The following is a 16591-nucleotide window of genomic DNA, read 5'->3' on the forward strand; positions in this document are numbered from 1 at the left end:
TACGCACGCTGAGCTTGTCATGTTCCAGAACCGCGCACCCGCGGCCATGTCAAGGAGACTCACGATGTGTTTCATTATCCCCCAAGATGTCCTGCTGCGATTGGCCGACGATGACAGCGTCGCCGACAATTCGCGGACGGCCCTGGCCGCCACGGCCGCATCCGAAACGGCCTGGCGCACATTGCGCGACGCGCACACCGAGGCCACCCAGGCTGGGCTGCTGGCCCGGGCCGATGCGTTCGTCGCGGTAGCCAAGGCACTGGCCACCGCCCCCGGCACCCCGGTGTTCGACTGCAAGCACACCACCTCGCTGCCCGGTGTCACGATCGCGAATCCGGGCAGCTCCACCGATACCTCCGCCAAGCACGCGTTCACCGAAACCGCTGCGGTCGCAAAGTTTTACAAGGACTGCTTCGGGCGCAACTCCGTGGACGACGAAGGCATGACGTTGGTGTCCTCCGTGCACTACAGCGTGAACTACTCCAACGCGTTCTGGAACGGCTCGCAGATGACCTACGGCGACGGGGACGGCGAGATCTTCGTCGACTTCACCGGATCCAACGACGTGATCGGCCACGAGCTGACGCACGGCGTCACCCAGTACACGGCGGGCCTGCTCTACAAGAACGAGGCCGGTGGCCTCAACGAGAGCATGTCGGATGTGTTCGGATCGATGTTCCGGCAGTGGAGTGCCGGACAAACAGCCGATCAAGCCGACTGGCTGATCGGCAAGGACATCATGGGACCGCGGGCCCTCGCCAAGGGCTACACCTGCCTGCGCGATATGTCCGATCCGGGCGCCCGGCACTGCCTGGCACCGCAGCCGTCGCACTACCGCGACTACGTGCCCGGCAGCGACCCGCATGAGAGCAGCGGCATCCCCAACTACGCGTTCTACCTTGCGGCGACCAAGCACGGCGGATACTCCTGGCAGGGCGTGGGCACCGTCTGGTACGAGGCGCTGACCAGCCCGAAGGCCCGCCCCAACATGAAGATGAAGGCCTTCGCCAACCTGACGCGCGAGATCTCCGCGGCCAACGCGGCCGCCGAATCGGTGCATAAGGCGATTGACGACGCGTGGACCGCGGTCGGGCTGTAGCGTCGCCGTCATGGTGGAGTACCTCATCGACAGACGGGGCGGATTCACCGGGCTTCCGGCCAGCGGTACGTGTACTGACCAGAGCTTGGACCCCGAGGCGCGACGTGCACTGGATGGACTGTTGGACAGCCCCGGGTCGCTTCCGGGCGACCCGGGTGCCGACCGCTTCACCTACACGGTGACCCGGGTCAGCGGGTCTGATCGGACCACACGGGCCATCCCGGAAAGTCTGCTGCCCGACGCCGTCCGTCAGGTCGTCAAAGAGCGAATCTGACGGACGGATCGCGCGGCGGGACCTGACAGTTCACCGCGCGCGCCGAGCGGGCATCCGCATTGCCGGGTAGGCTGATTCGCAATGTGCAACCGTTTCATCATCCCCCCGGCCGTACTGACCCGACTGGCTGAGGATGGTGACATCGCCGAAGACTCACGGGTCGCGCTGCTGGACACCGCGGCATCCGAATTGTCTTGGCGCACCTTGCGTAATGCGCACACGCGAGCCACCCGGACGGCAAGCGGCAACACCATTAGCGCAGCCATCACGGCACTGGCCAAGGTCCCCGAAACGCCGGTGTTCGATTGCCGGCAGACCACCTCGTTGCCAGGTGTCGCCGTAGCCGATCCAGCCGCATCCAAGGACGCCACCGTCCAGCGGGCGTTCACCGAAACGGCTGACGTCGTGCGGTTCTATCGGGAGTGCTTCGGGCGCAACTCCGTTGACAACGCCGGCATGACGCTGATCTCGTCGGTGCACTACGGCGTCAAGTACGCCAACGCGTTCTGGAACGGTTCGCAAATGGCCTACGGCGACGGTGACGGCCAGCTGTTTCTGGACTTCACCAAGGCCAACGATGTGATCGGTCATGAACTGACACACGGGGTTACGCAATTCACCGCGGGCCTGAACTACGAGAACGAGGCCGGGGCACTGAACGAAGGTGTCTCGGATGTCTTCGGTTCGATGTTCCGGCAATGGCAGGCAGGGCAGACCGCAGACAAGGCCGACTGGCTGATCGGCAAGGACATCCTGGGCCCGCGCGCCCTCGCCAAGGGCTACACCTGCCTGCGTGATCTGGCCGATCCCAGTGCCGAGCACTGCCTTTCGCCGCAACCCGCTCACTATCGCGACTATGTGCCCGGCAGCGACCCGCATGACGGCAGCGGCATCCCCAACCACGCGTTCTACCTGGCGGCCACCACACACGGCGCCAAATCCTGGGAGGCGGTGGGGACGGTCTGGTACGAGGCGCTGACCAGCCCGAAGGCGCGCAAGAACATGACATTCAAGGCCTTCGCCAAACTCACCCGGCAGATCGCGGCGGCCCGTCCCGGTGCTGACTCACCCGCGAGCGCAGTCGACGACGCCTGGACCGAGGTCGGGCTTTAGTCGCCCACATCCCAGTAGTTGGGGCAGGACACGTCGACATAGACCGTCGTGTTGGCTTTGACCTGCGTGCCCGAGCGGTCGGGGTTGTTGATCCCGTTGACGGTGCAGTACACCAGCGGGGTCAAGGTGTTGCCGTTCACCCAGTTGATCTGGACCTCGTACCCCTGACTTTCCAGCGCCGAGATGGTTTCGCTGGCCGAGCCGGATCCGGCCACCGGCCAGTTGGGGTCCGCGGCCGCCATCGGCGCAAGTGACAGCGCCATCACCGCCGACACCACCACTGCTGCGAACCGCATGACGAACCTCCTCCACCATGTTAGCTCGCTCGGCTGAGGCAAGATGGGACCTCACATCCCATGAAGGAGAGACCGATGACGTTCTCGTCCGAGCACGACGATTTCCGCGGTACCGTCCGCCGGTACATCGAGGAGAAGATCAACCCCCACGTCGACGAGTGGGAACGCGAGCAGATGATGCCGCTACACGACGTGATCGCCGATATGGCCAAACTGGGGCTGGTCGGCCTGGAATACGACCCCGAATACGGCGGACAGGGCGCCGATCACCTCTTCACGCTGGTGCTGGCCGAGGAACTGGGCCGGGTGGACCACGGGTCTTTCCCGATGGCCTTCGGAGTGCACATCGCGATGGCGACGCCCTCGCTGCACAAGCACGGCACCGATGAGCTCAAGCGCGAATTCCTGGCACCGGCGCTGCAGGGCGAGCAGATCGCCGCGATCGCGGTGACCGAGCCCGACGCCGGATCCGATGTCGCCGGCATCAAGACCCACGCCCGCCGCGACGGCGACGACTGGGTGATCAACGGCTCCAAGATGTTCATCACCAACTCCGTTCAGGCCGACTGGCTGTGCGTGCTGGCGCGTACGTCGGACGAGGGTGGGTATGCGGGGATGAGCCAGATCATCGTCCCCACCAAGACGCCCGGATACCAGGTGCGCAAGCTCGACAAACTGGGCATGCATGCCTCCGACACCGGTCTGATCACCTTCGACGACGTGCGGGTGCCGGTATCCAACACCATCGGCGAAATCGGCCGCGGGTTCCAGCAGCAGATGTCGCAGTTCGTCATGGAGCGCATGTTCGGCGCCTACGGCATACCCGCCAGCGTGAACAGGGCGTTGCAGCGCACCAAGGAATATGCGTTGGCGCGCCACGTGTTTGGCAAACCACTGACCAAGAATCAGCACCTGGCCTACCAGTACTCGGGGCTGGCCGCACGGGCCGACATGCTGGAGGTCTACAACCGCGATATCGCCGGCCGGTACATGGCGGGGGAGAACGTGACGCGCAAGGTCACCATCGCCAAGTTGACCGCCGGGCCGTTGGTTCGTGAGGCCGGCGACTGGTGCCTGCAGGTGCACGGCGGCATGGGGTACATGACCGAGACGTGGACCTCGCGGTTCTTCCGGGATCAGCGTCTGCTCAGCATCGGCGGCGGCGCCGACGAGGTGATGATGCGGGTGCTCTCCCAGATCGACGGATTCTCCTGAGGCTGGGGCTAAAACCGGCACCGCCGCGAGAGTTGTCGCATAGACGCGGGCACTAGCGGCATGTCCCGGGAATCCCTGGGCGCCCTCAGACCCGCGCCAGCTCCTGTTCCACCGACGCCACGTCGGAGACGTTCACTCCGATGAGTGTCAGGTCGTGCAGCCGCTCGGGTGTGACCTGTGAGGTGGCGTCCTCGACGAGCACCGCGCGGTAATCCCGCTCGGAGGCGTCGAACAGCGTGGCGCGCGGGCAGTTCGGCAGATTGCAGCCCGCCACCACGATGGTCGAAACACCCCGGTCACGCAGGTGCTGCTCCAGCTCGGTCCGGTAGAAGGCGCTCCAGCGGGGCTTGAACACAATGTGCTCCGTGGGGCCGACTTCCTGAAATCCGCCCGCCAACAGCAGCTCTGGATCCAGCTGAGCGTCGTGTGGCAGCAGCTCGACGGGGATCTGGGAACCTTCGGTGCCGGGTGCGGCCACCTCGCGGCCGGCGAGAATGTCTGCGCGACGGGGCAAATCGGTGTCGGTGCCGCCCGGCACATAGAGCCGCACCACGTGCACGATCGGGCGACCGGCCTTGCGGAAGGCCGCGATCAGCCGACCGAGCGCGGGAATTCGATCAGCGGTCCCGGGCACCGCCATGGCGCCGGAGACGAACGCCGCCTGCACATCGATGACCACCAAGGCTGAACTGTCCCACTGAGGAGCGACGAAGCTTGTCACTCCCCAACACTAAGTGCCTAACCCGGCAGCGCCTACACCTGCACGGTGACCGGCTGCACACCCCAGATCTGCTCGCAGTATTCGGCGATGGCTCGGTCCGAGGAGAACTTGCCACCGCGTGCGGTGTTGAGGATCGACATCCGCGTCCACGCCGTCACGTCGTGCCAGGCGTCGGACACCCGCTGCTGGCATTCGATGTACGAGGAATAGTCGGCCAGCACCAGGAACGGGTCGTGGCTACGCAGCGAGTCCACGATCGGCGCGAACACCGACGGATCTCCACCCGAGAAATGGCCGCTGGCAATCAGATCCAGCACGGCGCGGAGTTCATCGTTGAGTTCGACGAAGTCCTCGGGCCGGTACCCCTCGTGCACCAGGCGCTGCACCTCGTCCACGGTCAGCCCGAAGAGGAAGAAGTTCTCGGCTCCGGCTTCTTCGCGCATCTCGACGTTGGCGCCGTCGAGCGTGCCGATGGTCAGCGCCCCACTGAGCATGAACTTCATGTTCCCGGTGCCCGAGGCTTCCTTGCCCGCCGTGGAAATCTGCTCCGACAAGTCGGCCGCCGGGTAGATCAGGTGCGCGCTCTTGACGTTGAAGTTCGGCAGGAACGCCACCTTGAGGTACTGGCTGACGTGCGGGTCGTTGTTGACGGTCTCGGCGACCGCGTTGATGAGTTTGATGATCCGCTTGGCCATGAAGTACCCGGGCGCGGCCTTACCGCCGAAGATGAAGGCGCGCGGTGCGATCCGCAGATCCGGGTTCTGCTTGAGCCGGTGGTACAGCGTCACGATGTGCAGCACGTTGAGGTGCTGACGCTTGTACTCGTGGATTCGCTTGACCTGGATATCGAACATCCAGTTGGGATCCAGATCTACCCCGGTGGTCGCCAGCACGTACTCGGCGAGCCGGGCCTTGTTGAGGCGCTTGACCTCTCGCCACTGCATCCGGAACGACGAGTCCTCGGCGTACGGTTCCAGTTCGCGTAGCCGGTCCAGATCCGCGATCCAGCCCTCACCGATGGCGTCGTCGAGCAGCTCACGCAGCCCCGGGTTGGCCAGCGCCAGGAACCGGCGCGGCGTCACCCCGTTGGTCTTGTTACTGAACCGCTGCGGCCACAGCTCGTAGAAGTCCTTGAGCACGCTCTCCTTGAGAAGTTCTGAATGCAGTGCGGCCACACCGTTGATGGCGTGACTGCCGACGGTGGCCAGGTGCGCCATCCGCACACTCTTGCCGCCCTCCTCGCCGATGAGCGACATGCGGCGCACCCGGGCGTCATCACCGGGGAAGCGGGAGCGGACCTCGTCCAGGAACCGGCGGTTGATCTCGTAGATGATCTCCAGGTGCCGGGGCAGTGATTCGGCGAACAGTCCCAGCGGCCACGTCTCCAGCGCCTCGGGCAGCAGGGTGTGGTTGGTGTACCCGAAGGCCGCCACCGTGATCTCCCAGGCCTCGTCCCAGCCCAGGCCGCGCTCGTCGACCAGCAGCCGCATCAACTCCGCCACACCGATTGACGGGTGAGTGTCGTTGAGCTGCAGGGCGAACTGCTCGGCCAGCTCGTTGACCGGACGCTCGGCCACATCCTCCAGGATGTGCAGCACGCGCTGCAGCGAGCAGGAAACGAAGAAGTGCTGCTGCAGCAGCCGCAGCCGCTTACCGGCCTCGGGTTCGTCATTGGGGTAGAGCACCTTGGTGACGGTTTCGGAGGACACCTCGTCCTCGACGGCCTTGTAGTAGTCGCCGGCGTTGAAGGCGTCCAACTCGAAGGACTGCACCGCGCGGGCGCTCCACAGCGTCAGCGTGTTGCAGGTGTTCACGCCGTAGCCCTGGATGGGGGTGTCGTACGGGATGCCCTTGAGGAAGCGCTGCGGGACCCAGCGTGCCCGGAAGTTCCCGTCCTCATCCAGGTACTGCTCGGTGTGGCCACCCCATCCGACGATGAAGTTAAGGTCGGGTTTAGCGATTTCCCAAGGGTTTCCGTTGTCGAGCCAGTTGTCGGTCTTCTCGACCTGCCACCCGTCGCGGATCTCCTGATCGAAAATCCCGTATTCGTACCGGATGCCGTAGCCGATCGCGGGGCGATCCAGGGTGGCCAGCGAGTCCATGTAGCAGGCCGCCAGCCGGCCCAGGCCGCCGTTGCCCAGACCCGGCTCTTCCTCGCACTCGAGCACCTCGTCGAGGTCCTGGCCCAACGCCGAGAGGGCATCGCGGGCCTGCTGTTCGATCTGCAGGTTGAGCAGGTTGTTGCCCAGCTGCGGCCCCATGAGGAACTCCGCCGACAGATACACCGCGACCTTGCGGCTCAGATCCAGGTAGGTCTGCATGCTGGCAATCCAGCGCTGCTGCATGCGATCTCGGACCGCGAGTGCCAGAGCGCGGTAGTAGTGCGCGGGGGTGAGCACGCTTGCCGGGCGCCCGATCGAATACCGCAGATGATCGATGATGGCTCTCTGCAGAGTGTCGGCATTCAAGCCGGTGCGGGAGTGCTCGTCATGGTCAAGCTCGGCAGAGTGCGTCATGTCAACACCGTGCCATCGAATGGCGCACGGGGGACCGGTAACAGGCGTCGTTCTCGTGAACGCGAGATTGCCGGTCATCAGTCATTCGCAGATCCGCCGTCGCAGGGCAGCAAACTTTTGAACACGGGAATCGGAAATGCTCCCGAGTGTGGAGCCTGGCACCAATGCCGGGTGAGGGTGTAGATGTGCTGGCAATGCCTGTCTCGGCTAGGATTCCAGTGTCATGGGTGGCGCAAACATTCTGAGTTCGTGATGCTGACTCCGAACGTACGAAGCGTGTTCAACGAGCTGATCCGGCTCGAGACCGAGCTATGGAATGCGGTTGACGCTCGCTTGCGCTCCGAGCTTGAACTGCCGCTGTCGTGGTATGAGCCGATGAACATCATGGCCGCACGTGAATGCTGCCGTGTTCAGGACATAGCCGGTGATCTGGCCATCACGGTGGGCGGGGCCAGCAAGCTGGTGGACAGGATTGAGGCGGCGGGGTTCTGCCGACGGCGGCCCAACCCCGCGGACAAACGGTCGATGATTGTGGAACTGACGCCAATCGGCAGGGGTCTGTTGCTGCGTGCACATGCAGTACTCGATGCAGAGCTCGATCGCAGGATGGGCGAGGTTCTTACGGGGAAAGTCCTCGAGGAATTCGCTTCGACGTTGGTGAGGCTGCGGGCGGTCAGCCTCACGGCCGATACCCCGTGCGACGTCAGTTGACGCCGCCGCGCGGACCTGGCGGAGGGAAGTCAGCGCAACTACATTCCATGGATTATAGTTATTCGTGAGCGTATAAGCGGGCCGGAAAAGCCCATGATGAACGGCGTTGTTCACAATAATTCGCTTGTTCATTTTCTATTAACAATAGGGGCGCGGTGAACAGCTTTTTCCGAACGCGCGTGACTGTGGCCGTGGCTTCGATGGCGGCTATCTCTGCTGTGATGTTCGGCGAATTCACAGTTGCCGAGCGCGATGTCACGGACTTGTCTGCGCCCGCATGCCCAGCGGGCTTGATCTACGACAATTCGATGGCTCTGTGCGTGCCCCGCGGCATGTCGTTTGATTCGAGTTTCATTCCACCTGCGCAATGCGGCAGTAATGGGCCATCGGTATGTCGGGGACCGGTCCCGCGGCCCCCGACGCCCGGGGGCGTACCGGTGGAGCGACCCGGTGGCCGCTACCGGTCGGGAAATCGATACTAATTTGAGTACAAGGAGCCGAGTGGTCATGCTGTTGCCTTCCTCTGTCGATGCCCGTCGAGTGGGTCGCGCTTTTCTTGTCGGTACGGCTGCGGCCGCAGTGATGGCGCTAACGGGTTTCGTACCCGTCTCGGCGGCTGATCCTGACGCGGAACCCGTGATCAACTGTGATGCGGCCGGTTATCAGCGGGTGGCAGCGGGTGTTGCGCTGGCAACGGCCGATTACATGGACGAGAACCCTGATGTCCGTGATGCGTATACCCGTATGAAATCGGACAATGTCAGACCCAGTGAAGAGGTCGAGGCCTATCTTGCCGGGCATCCAGACGTGGCCGCCTCGATGTCGCGGCTACGCCAGCCATTGAAAGATCTCATGATTCGTTGCGGATGGGGCGTGCCTGCGTCACAGTGAGGCGTGATGCCTTCTCGGATTGGCACGTGGGTATCCGACATCTATAGTTTTACTTTCTAACGGCGACGCGAATTCACGCTTTTGCCAATTTTTCGCGCCCTGTCGCGATTACTGCTCTGGAAGTTCCTCATGGTCGCGGTGATGTTTAGTGGCCTCTCTCACAAGTATGGGCCTCGCCAGTGGATGTATTCCATGGAATTATGCTGATGTTGATGTCAGCCGAATCTGGCGGAGTTCACTATTTAACGCCGAGGGCCGACGCTGCCCCGGTAATACCGAACGTGGCCGATTGTGAACAGTGCGATCAATAGAGTTGGGAGCGTGTATGCGTAGCGTAATTGTGGTGGGCGGCGGTTCGGCGGGGGTGGTGTTGGCCAGTCGGCTGTCGATGGATCCCGCTCGCTCGGTCACCCTGATCGAGGCGGGACCCGCCTATGGAAGTGCCGACTTTCCCTCGTCGGTGCGGGACGCCACGCGTTTGGGTGCATTCACCGGAGCTGACTGGGGATATCTGTCTACCAAGGGCAAGTTCGATCACGAGGTGCACCTATACCGCGGGAAGGTTCTCGGTGGCAGCTCCTCGGTAAATGGCTCCGTATTCATTCCGCCGACGCGGGAGGATATTCAGCGATGGCGCAAGGCCGGTGCGGACGCGTTCACGGTGGCTGATTTCGAGGAAGCACTGTCACGGTCCAAGGTGCCGGTTCATACCCTGGGGCTCGATGAAATAAGCGATATGCAGAGGCTTTTCCTGGAGTCGGCCGCCGCTGTCGGTCTACCGAAGAGCCCTGGCTTCGGTACATCGCACCCCGGTGGCTACGGGCCGTATCCCGTGAACAACATCGGAGGTGTCCGCTACAACGTGGCGCTCGCATATCTCACGGATGCCGTGTGGGCCCGGCCCAACCTCGACATTCGTGGTGACACAACGGTGGATCGCATTCTGTTCGACAGCGAGCAGCCAAGCCGCGCAATCGGTGTTCTGCTGGCGAACCGACAGAGGGTGTTTGGCGATGAGGTCATTCTCTCGGCGGGGGCTTACGGATCGCCCGCAATTCTCTTGCGATCCGGCATCGGGCCGGCTCAGGACTTGGCGCGGCTGGGTATCGGTGTCGTCAGGGACCTGCCGGTGGGTCGGGGACTTCAAGACCATCCCTTCTATTACGTGGCGTTCGGTGCGGACCCCGCGAAGATCGGGAGACAAGAACCCGTTATCGGGGGAAAGGTTTGGACCGCCAGTTCTCTAGCCGAACCAGGAGAACTGGACTTGCACATCACGGCCACCCATCTCATCGATCAGAAGGCCAGCCGGACGGGGTCGGCGTTTGTACTTGCCGTCTCGGTGACGAGACCGGACTCTCGCGGTTCAGTCACCTTGGCATCGAGGGATCCGGATGCGGCACCAGTGATCGATCTGAACTTCCTCGGGGAGCAGCGGGACACCGTCCGTCTCATTGAGGGAATCAGGTTGGCGCAGAAGATCGCTGCCGCTGAACCATTGGCCAGCATCATTACTGGCAATATCTCCCCGGGATCGGAGGCGACTGACAGCGAACTTATCCGCGATGCCTTGAGTTTCCTGGATACCTATCATCATCCTGTTGCCACCGCATCGATCGGGCCCGTGGGGTCGGAGTTTGGGGTAGTCGACACCTTTGGTGCCGTGCATGGTCTCGAAGGTCTTCGAGTTGTGGATGCATCGATCATTCCTGATGCGCCGTCCCCGGCGACCAACCCGACCGTGATTGGGATGGCAGAAGTAATCGCACGCAAGGTTTTCGATGCGTGAAACATTGTTCGCGCATATACGTTCGACAACATCGATCCTGTTGGCTGTGATCACCTTTTCGACGGTGGGTTGTTCGGACGATCGCCCCGGGCCTAAGAAAAACTCGGAGGCCGCGAGTACTCGAACTTCCGGTGCTGTGGTGGTCGATATGGATGATGATCCAATTCAAGACGACCCCGGTGTCCGCATCCCATTTGGTTGGTCAAAAAAGGTGGCTGTGCCTGCAGATGCGGTGCTCGACATCAAAGGCACGACCGGCTGGGATAAGACTGCGTTGCGCTGCGAGGTCACCGACGCACAGGGCCAGAAGGTGGAACTCTTGTCGCCCCCGGACGATATTCCACCCGAGAGTGCGGCCCACGGCGGCACATGGATTCCGTTATGGACGATTGCCGCAGCGTCCGGGGCGATGTTGAGCGTGACCTGCCGGGATCCAGACCGGAAGATACCCAACACGGAAACAAGTTTCGTGCGCGTCGTTCCCCGAGGTGTGGTGCTGGGGCGTTGATTACGGAGTAACCACCACTCGCACCCCGGACGGCTCCTTCGCCGCCCAGACGGTCTCGATATCGGCCAGCGGCCGGGCCAGCGTCTGTAGCTGCAGGTCACCGCCGTCGACCATGGCGAAAAGCTTCGGCAACGCCTCGGTGCGTGCCTGCAGCAGAGCTTCGGGTGGCACGCTGCCGATCCCGACACCGGACAACGTGATGCCGGTGCTGCGCAAGGTGGAAGCATTCACGCTGATTGTCTCCCCGGTCATTGCGCCGATCTGCACGAAGCGGGTGGCGTGGAAATGTGCCGACGGATGGCTGGCCGCCAGCGCGTTAAGGGTCTGCTCAGCGGGGGAGCCCCACAGATAATCCAGCACCGCATCGAACGGGCGTTCCGTGTGCCGCGCGGTGATGCCCTCGGCGAGGTCATCGCTGCCCAGCGTGATGATGTCGTCGGCTCCCACCGTGCGCAGCCAGTCCAACCGATCGGCGTTACGGCCCGCGACCGTCACGTGCCCGGCACCGAATACCGATTTCGCGAGCTGCACCGCCAGCGAGCCGGTGACCCCGGTGGCTCCGAGCACCAGCACGTGCTGACCGGGCCGGACGGCGGCGCCATGGGTCAGGGCCAACCAGGCCGATATTCCCGGGTTGGGGATTGCGGCGGCTATCACCGAATCGACGTGTTCGGGCACCTCGACGGCACCGGCCGGGTACACGATGGTGCGTTCGGCCATCATCCCGTACGGCGCGAGTGATCCGCTGTACACCCGCTTGCCATTGGCCAGCCGCACGACACCGTCGACTCCGGCGATCGCGGGAAGGCTGATCTCCTTGCTGCTGTAGTGCTTCCCGGAGATGACGGCCCGGGTCAGGTTGGTCAGGGCCGATGCCTCGACGGTGGCGACCTCGGCGCCGTCGGTGGGCCGCGGGTCCGGGAAGTCGGTGTATGCGGGCTGCTGCCCCCACTCATGTACGACTGCTGCCTTCATGGCGCACTCCTCAAAGTTTCTGGAGAAATGGTTTCCATCGAAACCATATGAACAATGTACGGTGCGAGCCGCCGGATGGCAATATGGTTTCCATGAAAACCAAGTCGGCGCTGATCGCCAGCATCAACACGCTGGTGGGTGCGGTGGGGGACAAGTTCGAACCGGACGAGGACTCTGATGCTGAACGCGATTTCATGGCGCAGCGGTGCCCACCCCGGATGGAACATCTCATCAGAACGCTGCCGACACTGTCGCTACATCTGCTGGCGGCGATCGCCGAGGGGCCGGTCAGTGTGGTAGGTCTGGCGGCGCGCTCGGGCCAGCTCAAGGGCACGGTGTCCAAGCATGTGCAGCGGCTGGTGGACGCGGGCTGGGTCGAACGTGTGCCGATTCCCGGTAACCGCAAGGAGATTGAGCTCATCGTGACCGCTGACGGCGGCATCGTCGTCAACGTGCACAGCACCCTGCACGAGGAGATGGAGCATGGCGTGCGCGACTTCTTGCAGCGTTACAGCAATGCCGACCTGCAGGTTGTCGAGAAGGTGCTGCAGGACCTACTGGCCTCCGGTAGGGACGGTGTGCGGATCGTGGCGGCCGGGGGCTAGGCCGGTATCCAGTTGCCGTGAAACTGGAAGGGTATCCGCGCCGGAAGGTGAACGGTCGCAACTTTTTCCATCGACTGAGCATCGACGATCAACATGTTGCTCAGTTGAGTGCTGCGGTCGTACTCATATCCGATCAGCACCCCGTCACCCTCCTCGGCATCCGCGGAACGCGGCACGGGGGAGAACTCGCCGGGAATGTGTCCGGCCTCCAGCTTGTGTTCGGCGGTGCCGCCGCCGGTGAGGTCGTAGCGGATCAGTGCGGCACGTGCGTCATCGAGGCTTTCCAGGGTGTCCATATCGGTGTCGCCGATGCTGGTGGTGAATCCGTATCGGTGCGGCAGGCTGATCCGCCGTGGGTCGACCATGGGGAACTCCTGGAGGCGTTCGTCCGTCCATGATTCTTTGACCACTCCGGTCTCCAGGTCGACCTCCCATCGGTGCAGCCGTGGGCGCCCCGTCCCCAGCACGTCGGCGATGTTGTACTCCGAGTCCTCGTCGGGGCCGGTGATCCGGCAGGCATCGATGACGATGGTGCCGTCGTCCTCGTGCGCGTTAAGGGTGTGGAACACATAGCAGGGTTCGATCTCGAACCAGCGCACCGTCGCGGGGCCCTGACGGGGAATCACCCCAATGCGGCTGGGATGACCGGCTTTCCAGCGCAGCGGTACCTCGGCGGTCTTAGGTAAGGGTGCCCGGGCCACCAGCGGACCGAGCAACGCGGGCGGCTCGAACCGCCCCAATAGCCCGGCGGCTATGCGGCTGACGAATGGTGGCGCGATACGGCGGGTCAGGAGGTTGAGGTCGATCACCAGCGGGCAGTCGAAGATCATCACGTAGTTCTGGCTCAGGGCGATGTCGTGCAGTAGTGGCCTGCCCGGCACGTCCAGGGGCACGCTCCTGCGCACCGTGCCATCGGGGCCGATCACCACATAACGCGCCACTGCCGGCCCGACGAGTTGGTAGGTGACTGCGTGTAACTCGCCACTGACCGGATCCAGCTTGGGATGCCCGGTGTAACCGCTTTCGAGCGTGCCGCCGAAATCGCAGGTTCCGATGGTCTCCAGGTCATCATTTAGCTCGTAGGGGGCCAGACCGCCCTCGGCGCTGACGATCGTCTTGCCGGCAAAGCCGTACACATTCGTCTGCGGGGACACCGTCGTCACACCGGCCCGGTAGTTGGCCGGTTTCGGCCTCTCGCCGAGCAGTCGAGATACCTTCGGCGTGCGCACCCAGCGGCTGCGGTACCACTCGGCGCGGCCATCGCGCAGCCGCACGCCGTGCACCATGCCGTCGCCGGTCGCGCCGAACACCGAGTAGTTGTTGGGGTCATATTGTCCGGGTAGGGGATTGGGCCCGGTGCGGACGTAGCGCCCATTCAGGAACTTCGGTATCTCACCGGTGACGCGCAAAGCGGTCGCCGTCGTCTCCCGATCGACCGGGAGCACGTATTCGTCGGAAAGTAGGTCTATGGCCATATCGACATCCTTGGGCTGCGTCATTGAAGCTAGAACGTTTGGTCAAGCTCGACGGTAGACCTCATGAAGGGGTATGGCAAGGCCCGAAACTGGCGACTACGAGTCGGTGATCAGCGCGGCCGGATAAGCGGCCGAGACTCCCGCGATGATGAAGGTCGCGCACGTGCGCACCGCCACCGCAGGGTCGATGTGGTGGGTGATCGCGGTCAGCACTCCCGACATGATGGCGCGTGCACTCATGGTCGCCAGCAGCAGGCGACGGTGTGCCGCGGCCTCGTCCTGCGCCGGATCCCCGAGCTGAAAGACGGACATGATGCGGGATACGGCGTCGGTGAGAACCTGCTCGTCAAACCCGGGCACCCGAGGCGCGGTGGAATCGGCCAGTAATCGCATGCCCAGTGGGCGGGCGGCCGCATGGACGAAGAAGGGCTCCAGGGCGGCGCTCAGTGATGCCGTCGGATCGTTCAGGTCGATGTTCTCTGGCATCGACACGTCGTCGAAGATCGTGCGCATCAAGGCGGCCTCGCGGCTGACGAGCCGGATGAGCAGCCCGTCCTTGGAGCCAAAATGTGCGTACAACGTCTGCTTGGTCACCTCGCCGGTGGCCACGATCTGCTCCATAGTCACTGCGCCGCAACCATATTCGGCGATAACCGGCAGCACCAGATCGAGGAGCTCGTCGTCGGTGGGGCGGTATCCTGGGCTGCGTCCTGACGCACTGGATTTGCGTGGTGGCACTCGAACACCGTAACCGTCCGGCGTCTTCTTGCCAGGAATTCACTCGTGCGATACAAATGTATCGTTTCCTTTATTAGTTGTATTGCCTTGTAAGGACGGTCAATGACGACCCTGCGCGATCCCGATGTTCCGTTCGGCCTCACGGAGGTCGCTACGGCTGATGGCGCCCGGATCCATGTGCGCTGCTATGGCCCGCAGGATGGGCCGCCCCTGGTCCTGATCCACGGATTTGCCTGCCGGGTCGAATACTGGAATGCCCAGATCAATGAATTCGCCGATCGGTATCGCGTTATCGCCTATGACCAAAGGGGTTTCGGCAGAAGCTTCCTGGGCGCGCGTGGGGTGAGCCCGGAGGTGCTGGGTGACGACCTCGCGGAGGTGCTCGCGGCCACGGTGCGCGGGCGGCGTGCGGTGTTGGTAGGGCACAGTTTCGGCGGAATCACCATCATGGCCTGGGCGCAACGCCATCCCGGATTGGTGCGGCAGTACGCCAAGGCGGTTCTGCTCACCGATACCGTGGCCCAAAAGTTCGATGCCCAAACGCGAATCGTGCCGTTTGCGCACAGGTTCGCGGCACTTCGTCGCCCACTGCTCCGACGCGGGCGCACCATGCCGATCCCCCTGCCGCCGGCCTGGCTGCTGCGCCCCGCGGCGCGCCGGATGGTGGTCGCTGCGCGGACGCCGCGCGCCGTGGTCGACTTCGTGCTCGGGATCGTGGCGACCACCGACCGGTTCACTCGTGCGATCTGGCTCACGGCGTTGGGCCACCTGCACGTGCTGTCGGGTCTGGACTCGCTGACGGTGCCGACCACCGTCCTCGTCGGCACCGACGATCGCCTGACACCCGTTGCGTCTTCGGACCTCATCGCCGAGCGCTTATCCGCCAAGGGGTATCTCTTTGACTACGTGAAGGTCCCAGGCGTGGGCCACTGCGTGAACATCGAAGAGATCTCGATCTTCAACAGCGAGGTGGAACGGCTACTGCGGGTAGGGGAGAGCGCTGCGATCAGTCGAGCACTTTGATCGAGAGCGTGGGCTTGCGGGTCTTTCCGGGGGTCACGCGATCCCAGGCGGCATCGATGAGCGGCTGCAGCAACATGTCGCCCATTTGGCGAACCAGTACGGAGACCACCTGAGTCGATTCGGCGCGGTCGGTAGGTGCCATATCCTCCCTGCGAAGTGTGGCCACCTCGTCTCGGGTCAGCCCGATCAGTGCGTCGAGCAGATGCATCTGTTCATCGGAAGGTTCCAGCACCGCCCGGCGCACATAGTTCACGACGGGCGGGTTCGCCTCGAGCATGCGTCGTACCGCCGCATCGCGGGCGGCGGCGAGCTTGCGTGGGTCCTTCTCGGCCTCGACCGATCGGAGCGTCTCGACGAAGTAGTCGACCACCAATTGGTCAACCGCCTCACGCAGGCCTGCCTTTGTCTTGAAATGGTGCTGCACCAACCCGAGAGTCACTCCGGCCTCGGATGCCACCGCGCGTAGTGAGATTCGCTCCTCGCCGTACTGGGCGTAGAGATCCAGTGCCGTATTGCGAATACGGGCCTTCGCGGTCAGGTCCTCGTCGGCCGCGCGCGGGTTTGCCATGAGGTCCATGCTACCGCACCCCCTTTACAAACGAATCTAAAACGATACACTTGTATCGTCTCGACGAGGAGGTC

17 protein-coding genes are annotated in these 16591 nt (G+C 63.4%); 10 read left to right on the plus strand and 7 right to left on the minus strand.

The window, feature by feature from the left end:
- The first annotated feature begins 64 nt into the window (after positions 1-64).
- The 3 genes from HBA99_RS09025 (at position 65) to HBA99_RS09035 (ending at position 2486) form a co-directional block, all read left to right on the plus strand.
- Positions 65-1099 carry a M4 family metallopeptidase gene (locus tag HBA99_RS09025; protein ID WP_070951204.1) on the plus strand — a complete coding sequence of 345 codons (1035 nt, stop codon included), beginning with the start codon at positions 65-67 and terminating at the stop codon, positions 1097-1099.
- Between the two features lie 10 nt (positions 1100-1109).
- On the plus strand, positions 1110-1373 hold the full coding sequence (locus HBA99_RS09030; RefSeq protein ID WP_030095271.1) for a protealysin inhibitor emfourin: 264 nt from the start codon (positions 1110-1112) through the stop codon (positions 1371-1373).
- A gap of 81 nt (positions 1374-1454) precedes the next feature.
- Positions 1455-2486 carry a M4 family metallopeptidase gene (locus HBA99_RS09035; RefSeq protein ID WP_070951203.1) on the plus strand — a complete coding sequence of 344 codons (1032 nt, stop codon included), beginning with the start codon at positions 1455-1457 and terminating at the stop codon, positions 2484-2486.
- On the opposite strand, the gene HBA99_RS09040 is transcribed toward HBA99_RS09035, so the two are convergent.
- Positions 2483-2782, minus strand: a complete 300-nt coding sequence (locus tag HBA99_RS09040; RefSeq protein WP_070921716.1) for a hypothetical protein — start codon at positions 2780-2782, stop codon at positions 2483-2485. The genes HBA99_RS09035 and HBA99_RS09040 overlap by 4 nt on opposite strands.
- 75 nt (positions 2783-2857) lie before the next feature.
- Between HBA99_RS09040 and HBA99_RS09045 the strand changes: the two genes are divergently transcribed.
- Positions 2858-3997, plus strand: coding sequence for an acyl-CoA dehydrogenase family protein (locus HBA99_RS09045; protein WP_070951202.1), 1140 nt, complete (start codon positions 2858-2860; stop codon positions 3995-3997).
- A gap of 85 nt (positions 3998-4082) precedes the next feature.
- Here the strand turns inward: HBA99_RS09045 and HBA99_RS09050 are convergent, their stop codons facing one another.
- Positions 4083-4718, minus strand: a complete 636-nt coding sequence (locus HBA99_RS09050; RefSeq protein WP_070951201.1) for a cysteine hydrolase family protein — start codon at positions 4716-4718, stop codon at positions 4083-4085.
- A 32-nt stretch (positions 4719-4750) separates the two neighbouring features.
- On the minus strand, positions 4751-7234 hold the full coding sequence (locus HBA99_RS09055; protein ID WP_070951200.1) for a glycogen/starch/alpha-glucan phosphorylase: 2484 nt from the start codon (positions 7232-7234) through the stop codon (positions 4751-4753).
- 252 nt (positions 7235-7486) lie between these two features.
- Here HBA99_RS09055 and HBA99_RS09060 point away from each other — a divergent pair, with 252 nt between their 5' ends.
- The 4 genes from HBA99_RS09060 to HBA99_RS09075 all read left to right on the plus strand — a co-directional run bounded on the left by HBA99_RS09060 (position 7487) and on the right by HBA99_RS09075 (position 11133).
- A complete protein-coding gene (locus tag HBA99_RS09060; RefSeq protein WP_070951199.1) occupies positions 7487-7945 on the plus strand; it encodes a MarR family winged helix-turn-helix transcriptional regulator in 459 nt (152 codons plus the stop codon).
- Positions 7946-8452: 507 nt separating this feature from the next.
- Entirely contained in the window at positions 8453-8836 is a 384-nt protein-coding gene (locus HBA99_RS09065) for a hemophore-related protein (RefSeq protein ID WP_070952278.1), read from the plus strand.
- Positions 8837-9161: 325 nt separating this feature from the next.
- Positions 9162-10625 carry a GMC family oxidoreductase gene (locus HBA99_RS09070; RefSeq protein ID WP_070951198.1) on the plus strand — a complete coding sequence of 488 codons (1464 nt, stop codon included), beginning with the start codon at positions 9162-9164 and terminating at the stop codon, positions 10623-10625.
- Positions 10618-11133: a hypothetical protein gene (locus HBA99_RS09075; RefSeq protein WP_070951197.1), complete on the plus strand. Its 516-nt coding sequence runs from the start codon at positions 10618-10620 to the stop codon at positions 11131-11133. Before HBA99_RS09070 ends, HBA99_RS09075 begins: the two co-directional genes overlap by 8 nt.
- On the opposite strand, the gene HBA99_RS09080 is transcribed toward HBA99_RS09075, so the two are convergent.
- Positions 11134-12108: a quinone oxidoreductase family protein gene (locus HBA99_RS09080; RefSeq protein WP_070951196.1), complete on the minus strand. Its 975-nt coding sequence runs from the start codon at positions 12106-12108 to the stop codon at positions 11134-11136.
- 92 nt (positions 12109-12200) lie between these two features.
- Between HBA99_RS09080 and HBA99_RS09085 the strand changes: the two genes are divergently transcribed.
- Positions 12201-12713, plus strand: coding sequence for a MarR family winged helix-turn-helix transcriptional regulator (locus tag HBA99_RS09085; protein WP_070952277.1), 513 nt, complete (start codon positions 12201-12203; stop codon positions 12711-12713).
- Here HBA99_RS09085 and HBA99_RS09090 read toward each other — a convergent pair.
- Positions 12710-14212, minus strand: coding sequence for a carotenoid oxygenase family protein (locus HBA99_RS09090; protein WP_234798034.1), 1503 nt, complete (start codon positions 14210-14212; stop codon positions 12710-12712). The two genes, HBA99_RS09085 and HBA99_RS09090, sit on opposite strands and share 4 nt — an antisense overlap.
- A 72-nt stretch (positions 14213-14284) precedes the next feature.
- Positions 14285-14926: a TetR/AcrR family transcriptional regulator gene (locus HBA99_RS09095; RefSeq protein WP_131822794.1), complete on the minus strand. Its 642-nt coding sequence runs from the start codon at positions 14924-14926 to the stop codon at positions 14285-14287.
- Between the two features lie 102 nt (positions 14927-15028).
- Here HBA99_RS09095 and HBA99_RS09100 point away from each other — a divergent pair, with 102 nt between their 5' ends.
- Positions 15029-15949: an alpha/beta fold hydrolase gene (locus HBA99_RS09100; protein WP_070951194.1), complete on the plus strand. Its 921-nt coding sequence runs from the start codon at positions 15029-15031 to the stop codon at positions 15947-15949.
- Here the strand turns inward: HBA99_RS09100 and HBA99_RS09105 are convergent.
- Positions 15933-16517, minus strand: a complete 585-nt coding sequence (locus tag HBA99_RS09105) for a TetR/AcrR family transcriptional regulator (RefSeq protein ID WP_070952275.1) — start codon at positions 16515-16517, stop codon at positions 15933-15935. The two genes, HBA99_RS09100 and HBA99_RS09105, sit on opposite strands and share 17 nt — an antisense overlap.
- Between the last annotated feature and the right edge of the window lie 74 nt (positions 16518-16591).

This window comes from Mycobacteroides chelonae (assembly GCF_016767715.1).
GTDB lineage: Bacteria > Actinomycetota > Actinomycetes > Mycobacteriales > Mycobacteriaceae > Mycobacterium > Mycobacterium gwanakae.

What these genes read in the sequence shown, in the direction of transcription:
- HBA99_RS09045 (WP_070951202.1), top strand. Translation starts at nt 2,858, where the DNA reads ATGACGTTCTCGTCCGAGCACGACGATTTCCGCGGTACCGTCCGCCGG.
- HBA99_RS09035 (WP_070951203.1), top strand. Translation starts at nt 1,455, where the DNA reads ATGTGCAACCGTTTCATCATCCCCCCGGCCGTACTGACCCGACTGGCT.
- HBA99_RS09090 (WP_234798034.1), bottom strand. Translation starts at nt 14,212, where the DNA reads ATGACGCAGCCCAAGGATGTCGATATGGCCATAGACCTACTTTCCGAC.
- HBA99_RS09075 (WP_070951197.1), top strand. Translation starts at nt 10,618, where the DNA reads ATGCGTGAAACATTGTTCGCGCATATACGTTCGACAACATCGATCCTG.
- HBA99_RS09065 (WP_070952278.1), top strand. Translation starts at nt 8,453, where the DNA reads ATGCTGTTGCCTTCCTCTGTCGATGCCCGTCGAGTGGGTCGCGCTTTT.
- HBA99_RS09105 (WP_070952275.1), bottom strand. Translation starts at nt 16,517, where the DNA reads ATGGCAAACCCGCGCGCGGCCGACGAGGACCTGACCGCGAAGGCCCGT.
- HBA99_RS09100 (WP_070951194.1), top strand. Translation starts at nt 15,029, where the DNA reads ATGACGACCCTGCGCGATCCCGATGTTCCGTTCGGCCTCACGGAGGTC.
- HBA99_RS09060 (WP_070951199.1), top strand. Translation starts at nt 7,487, where the DNA reads ATGCTGACTCCGAACGTACGAAGCGTGTTCAACGAGCTGATCCGGCTC.
- HBA99_RS09030 (WP_030095271.1), top strand. Translation starts at nt 1,110, where the DNA reads ATGGTGGAGTACCTCATCGACAGACGGGGCGGATTCACCGGGCTTCCG.
- HBA99_RS09055 (WP_070951200.1), bottom strand. Translation starts at nt 7,234, where the DNA reads ATGACGCACTCTGCCGAGCTTGACCATGACGAGCACTCCCGCACCGGC.
- HBA99_RS09025 (WP_070951204.1), top strand. Translation starts at nt 65, where the DNA reads ATGTGTTTCATTATCCCCCAAGATGTCCTGCTGCGATTGGCCGACGAT.
- HBA99_RS09085 (WP_070952277.1), top strand. Translation starts at nt 12,201, where the DNA reads ATGAAAACCAAGTCGGCGCTGATCGCCAGCATCAACACGCTGGTGGGT.
- HBA99_RS09040 (WP_070921716.1), bottom strand. Translation starts at nt 2,782, where the DNA reads ATGCGGTTCGCAGCAGTGGTGGTGTCGGCGGTGATGGCGCTGTCACTT.
- HBA99_RS09080 (WP_070951196.1), bottom strand. Translation starts at nt 12,108, where the DNA reads ATGAAGGCAGCAGTCGTACATGAGTGGGGGCAGCAGCCCGCATACACC.
- HBA99_RS09070 (WP_070951198.1), top strand. Translation starts at nt 9,162, where the DNA reads ATGCGTAGCGTAATTGTGGTGGGCGGCGGTTCGGCGGGGGTGGTGTTG.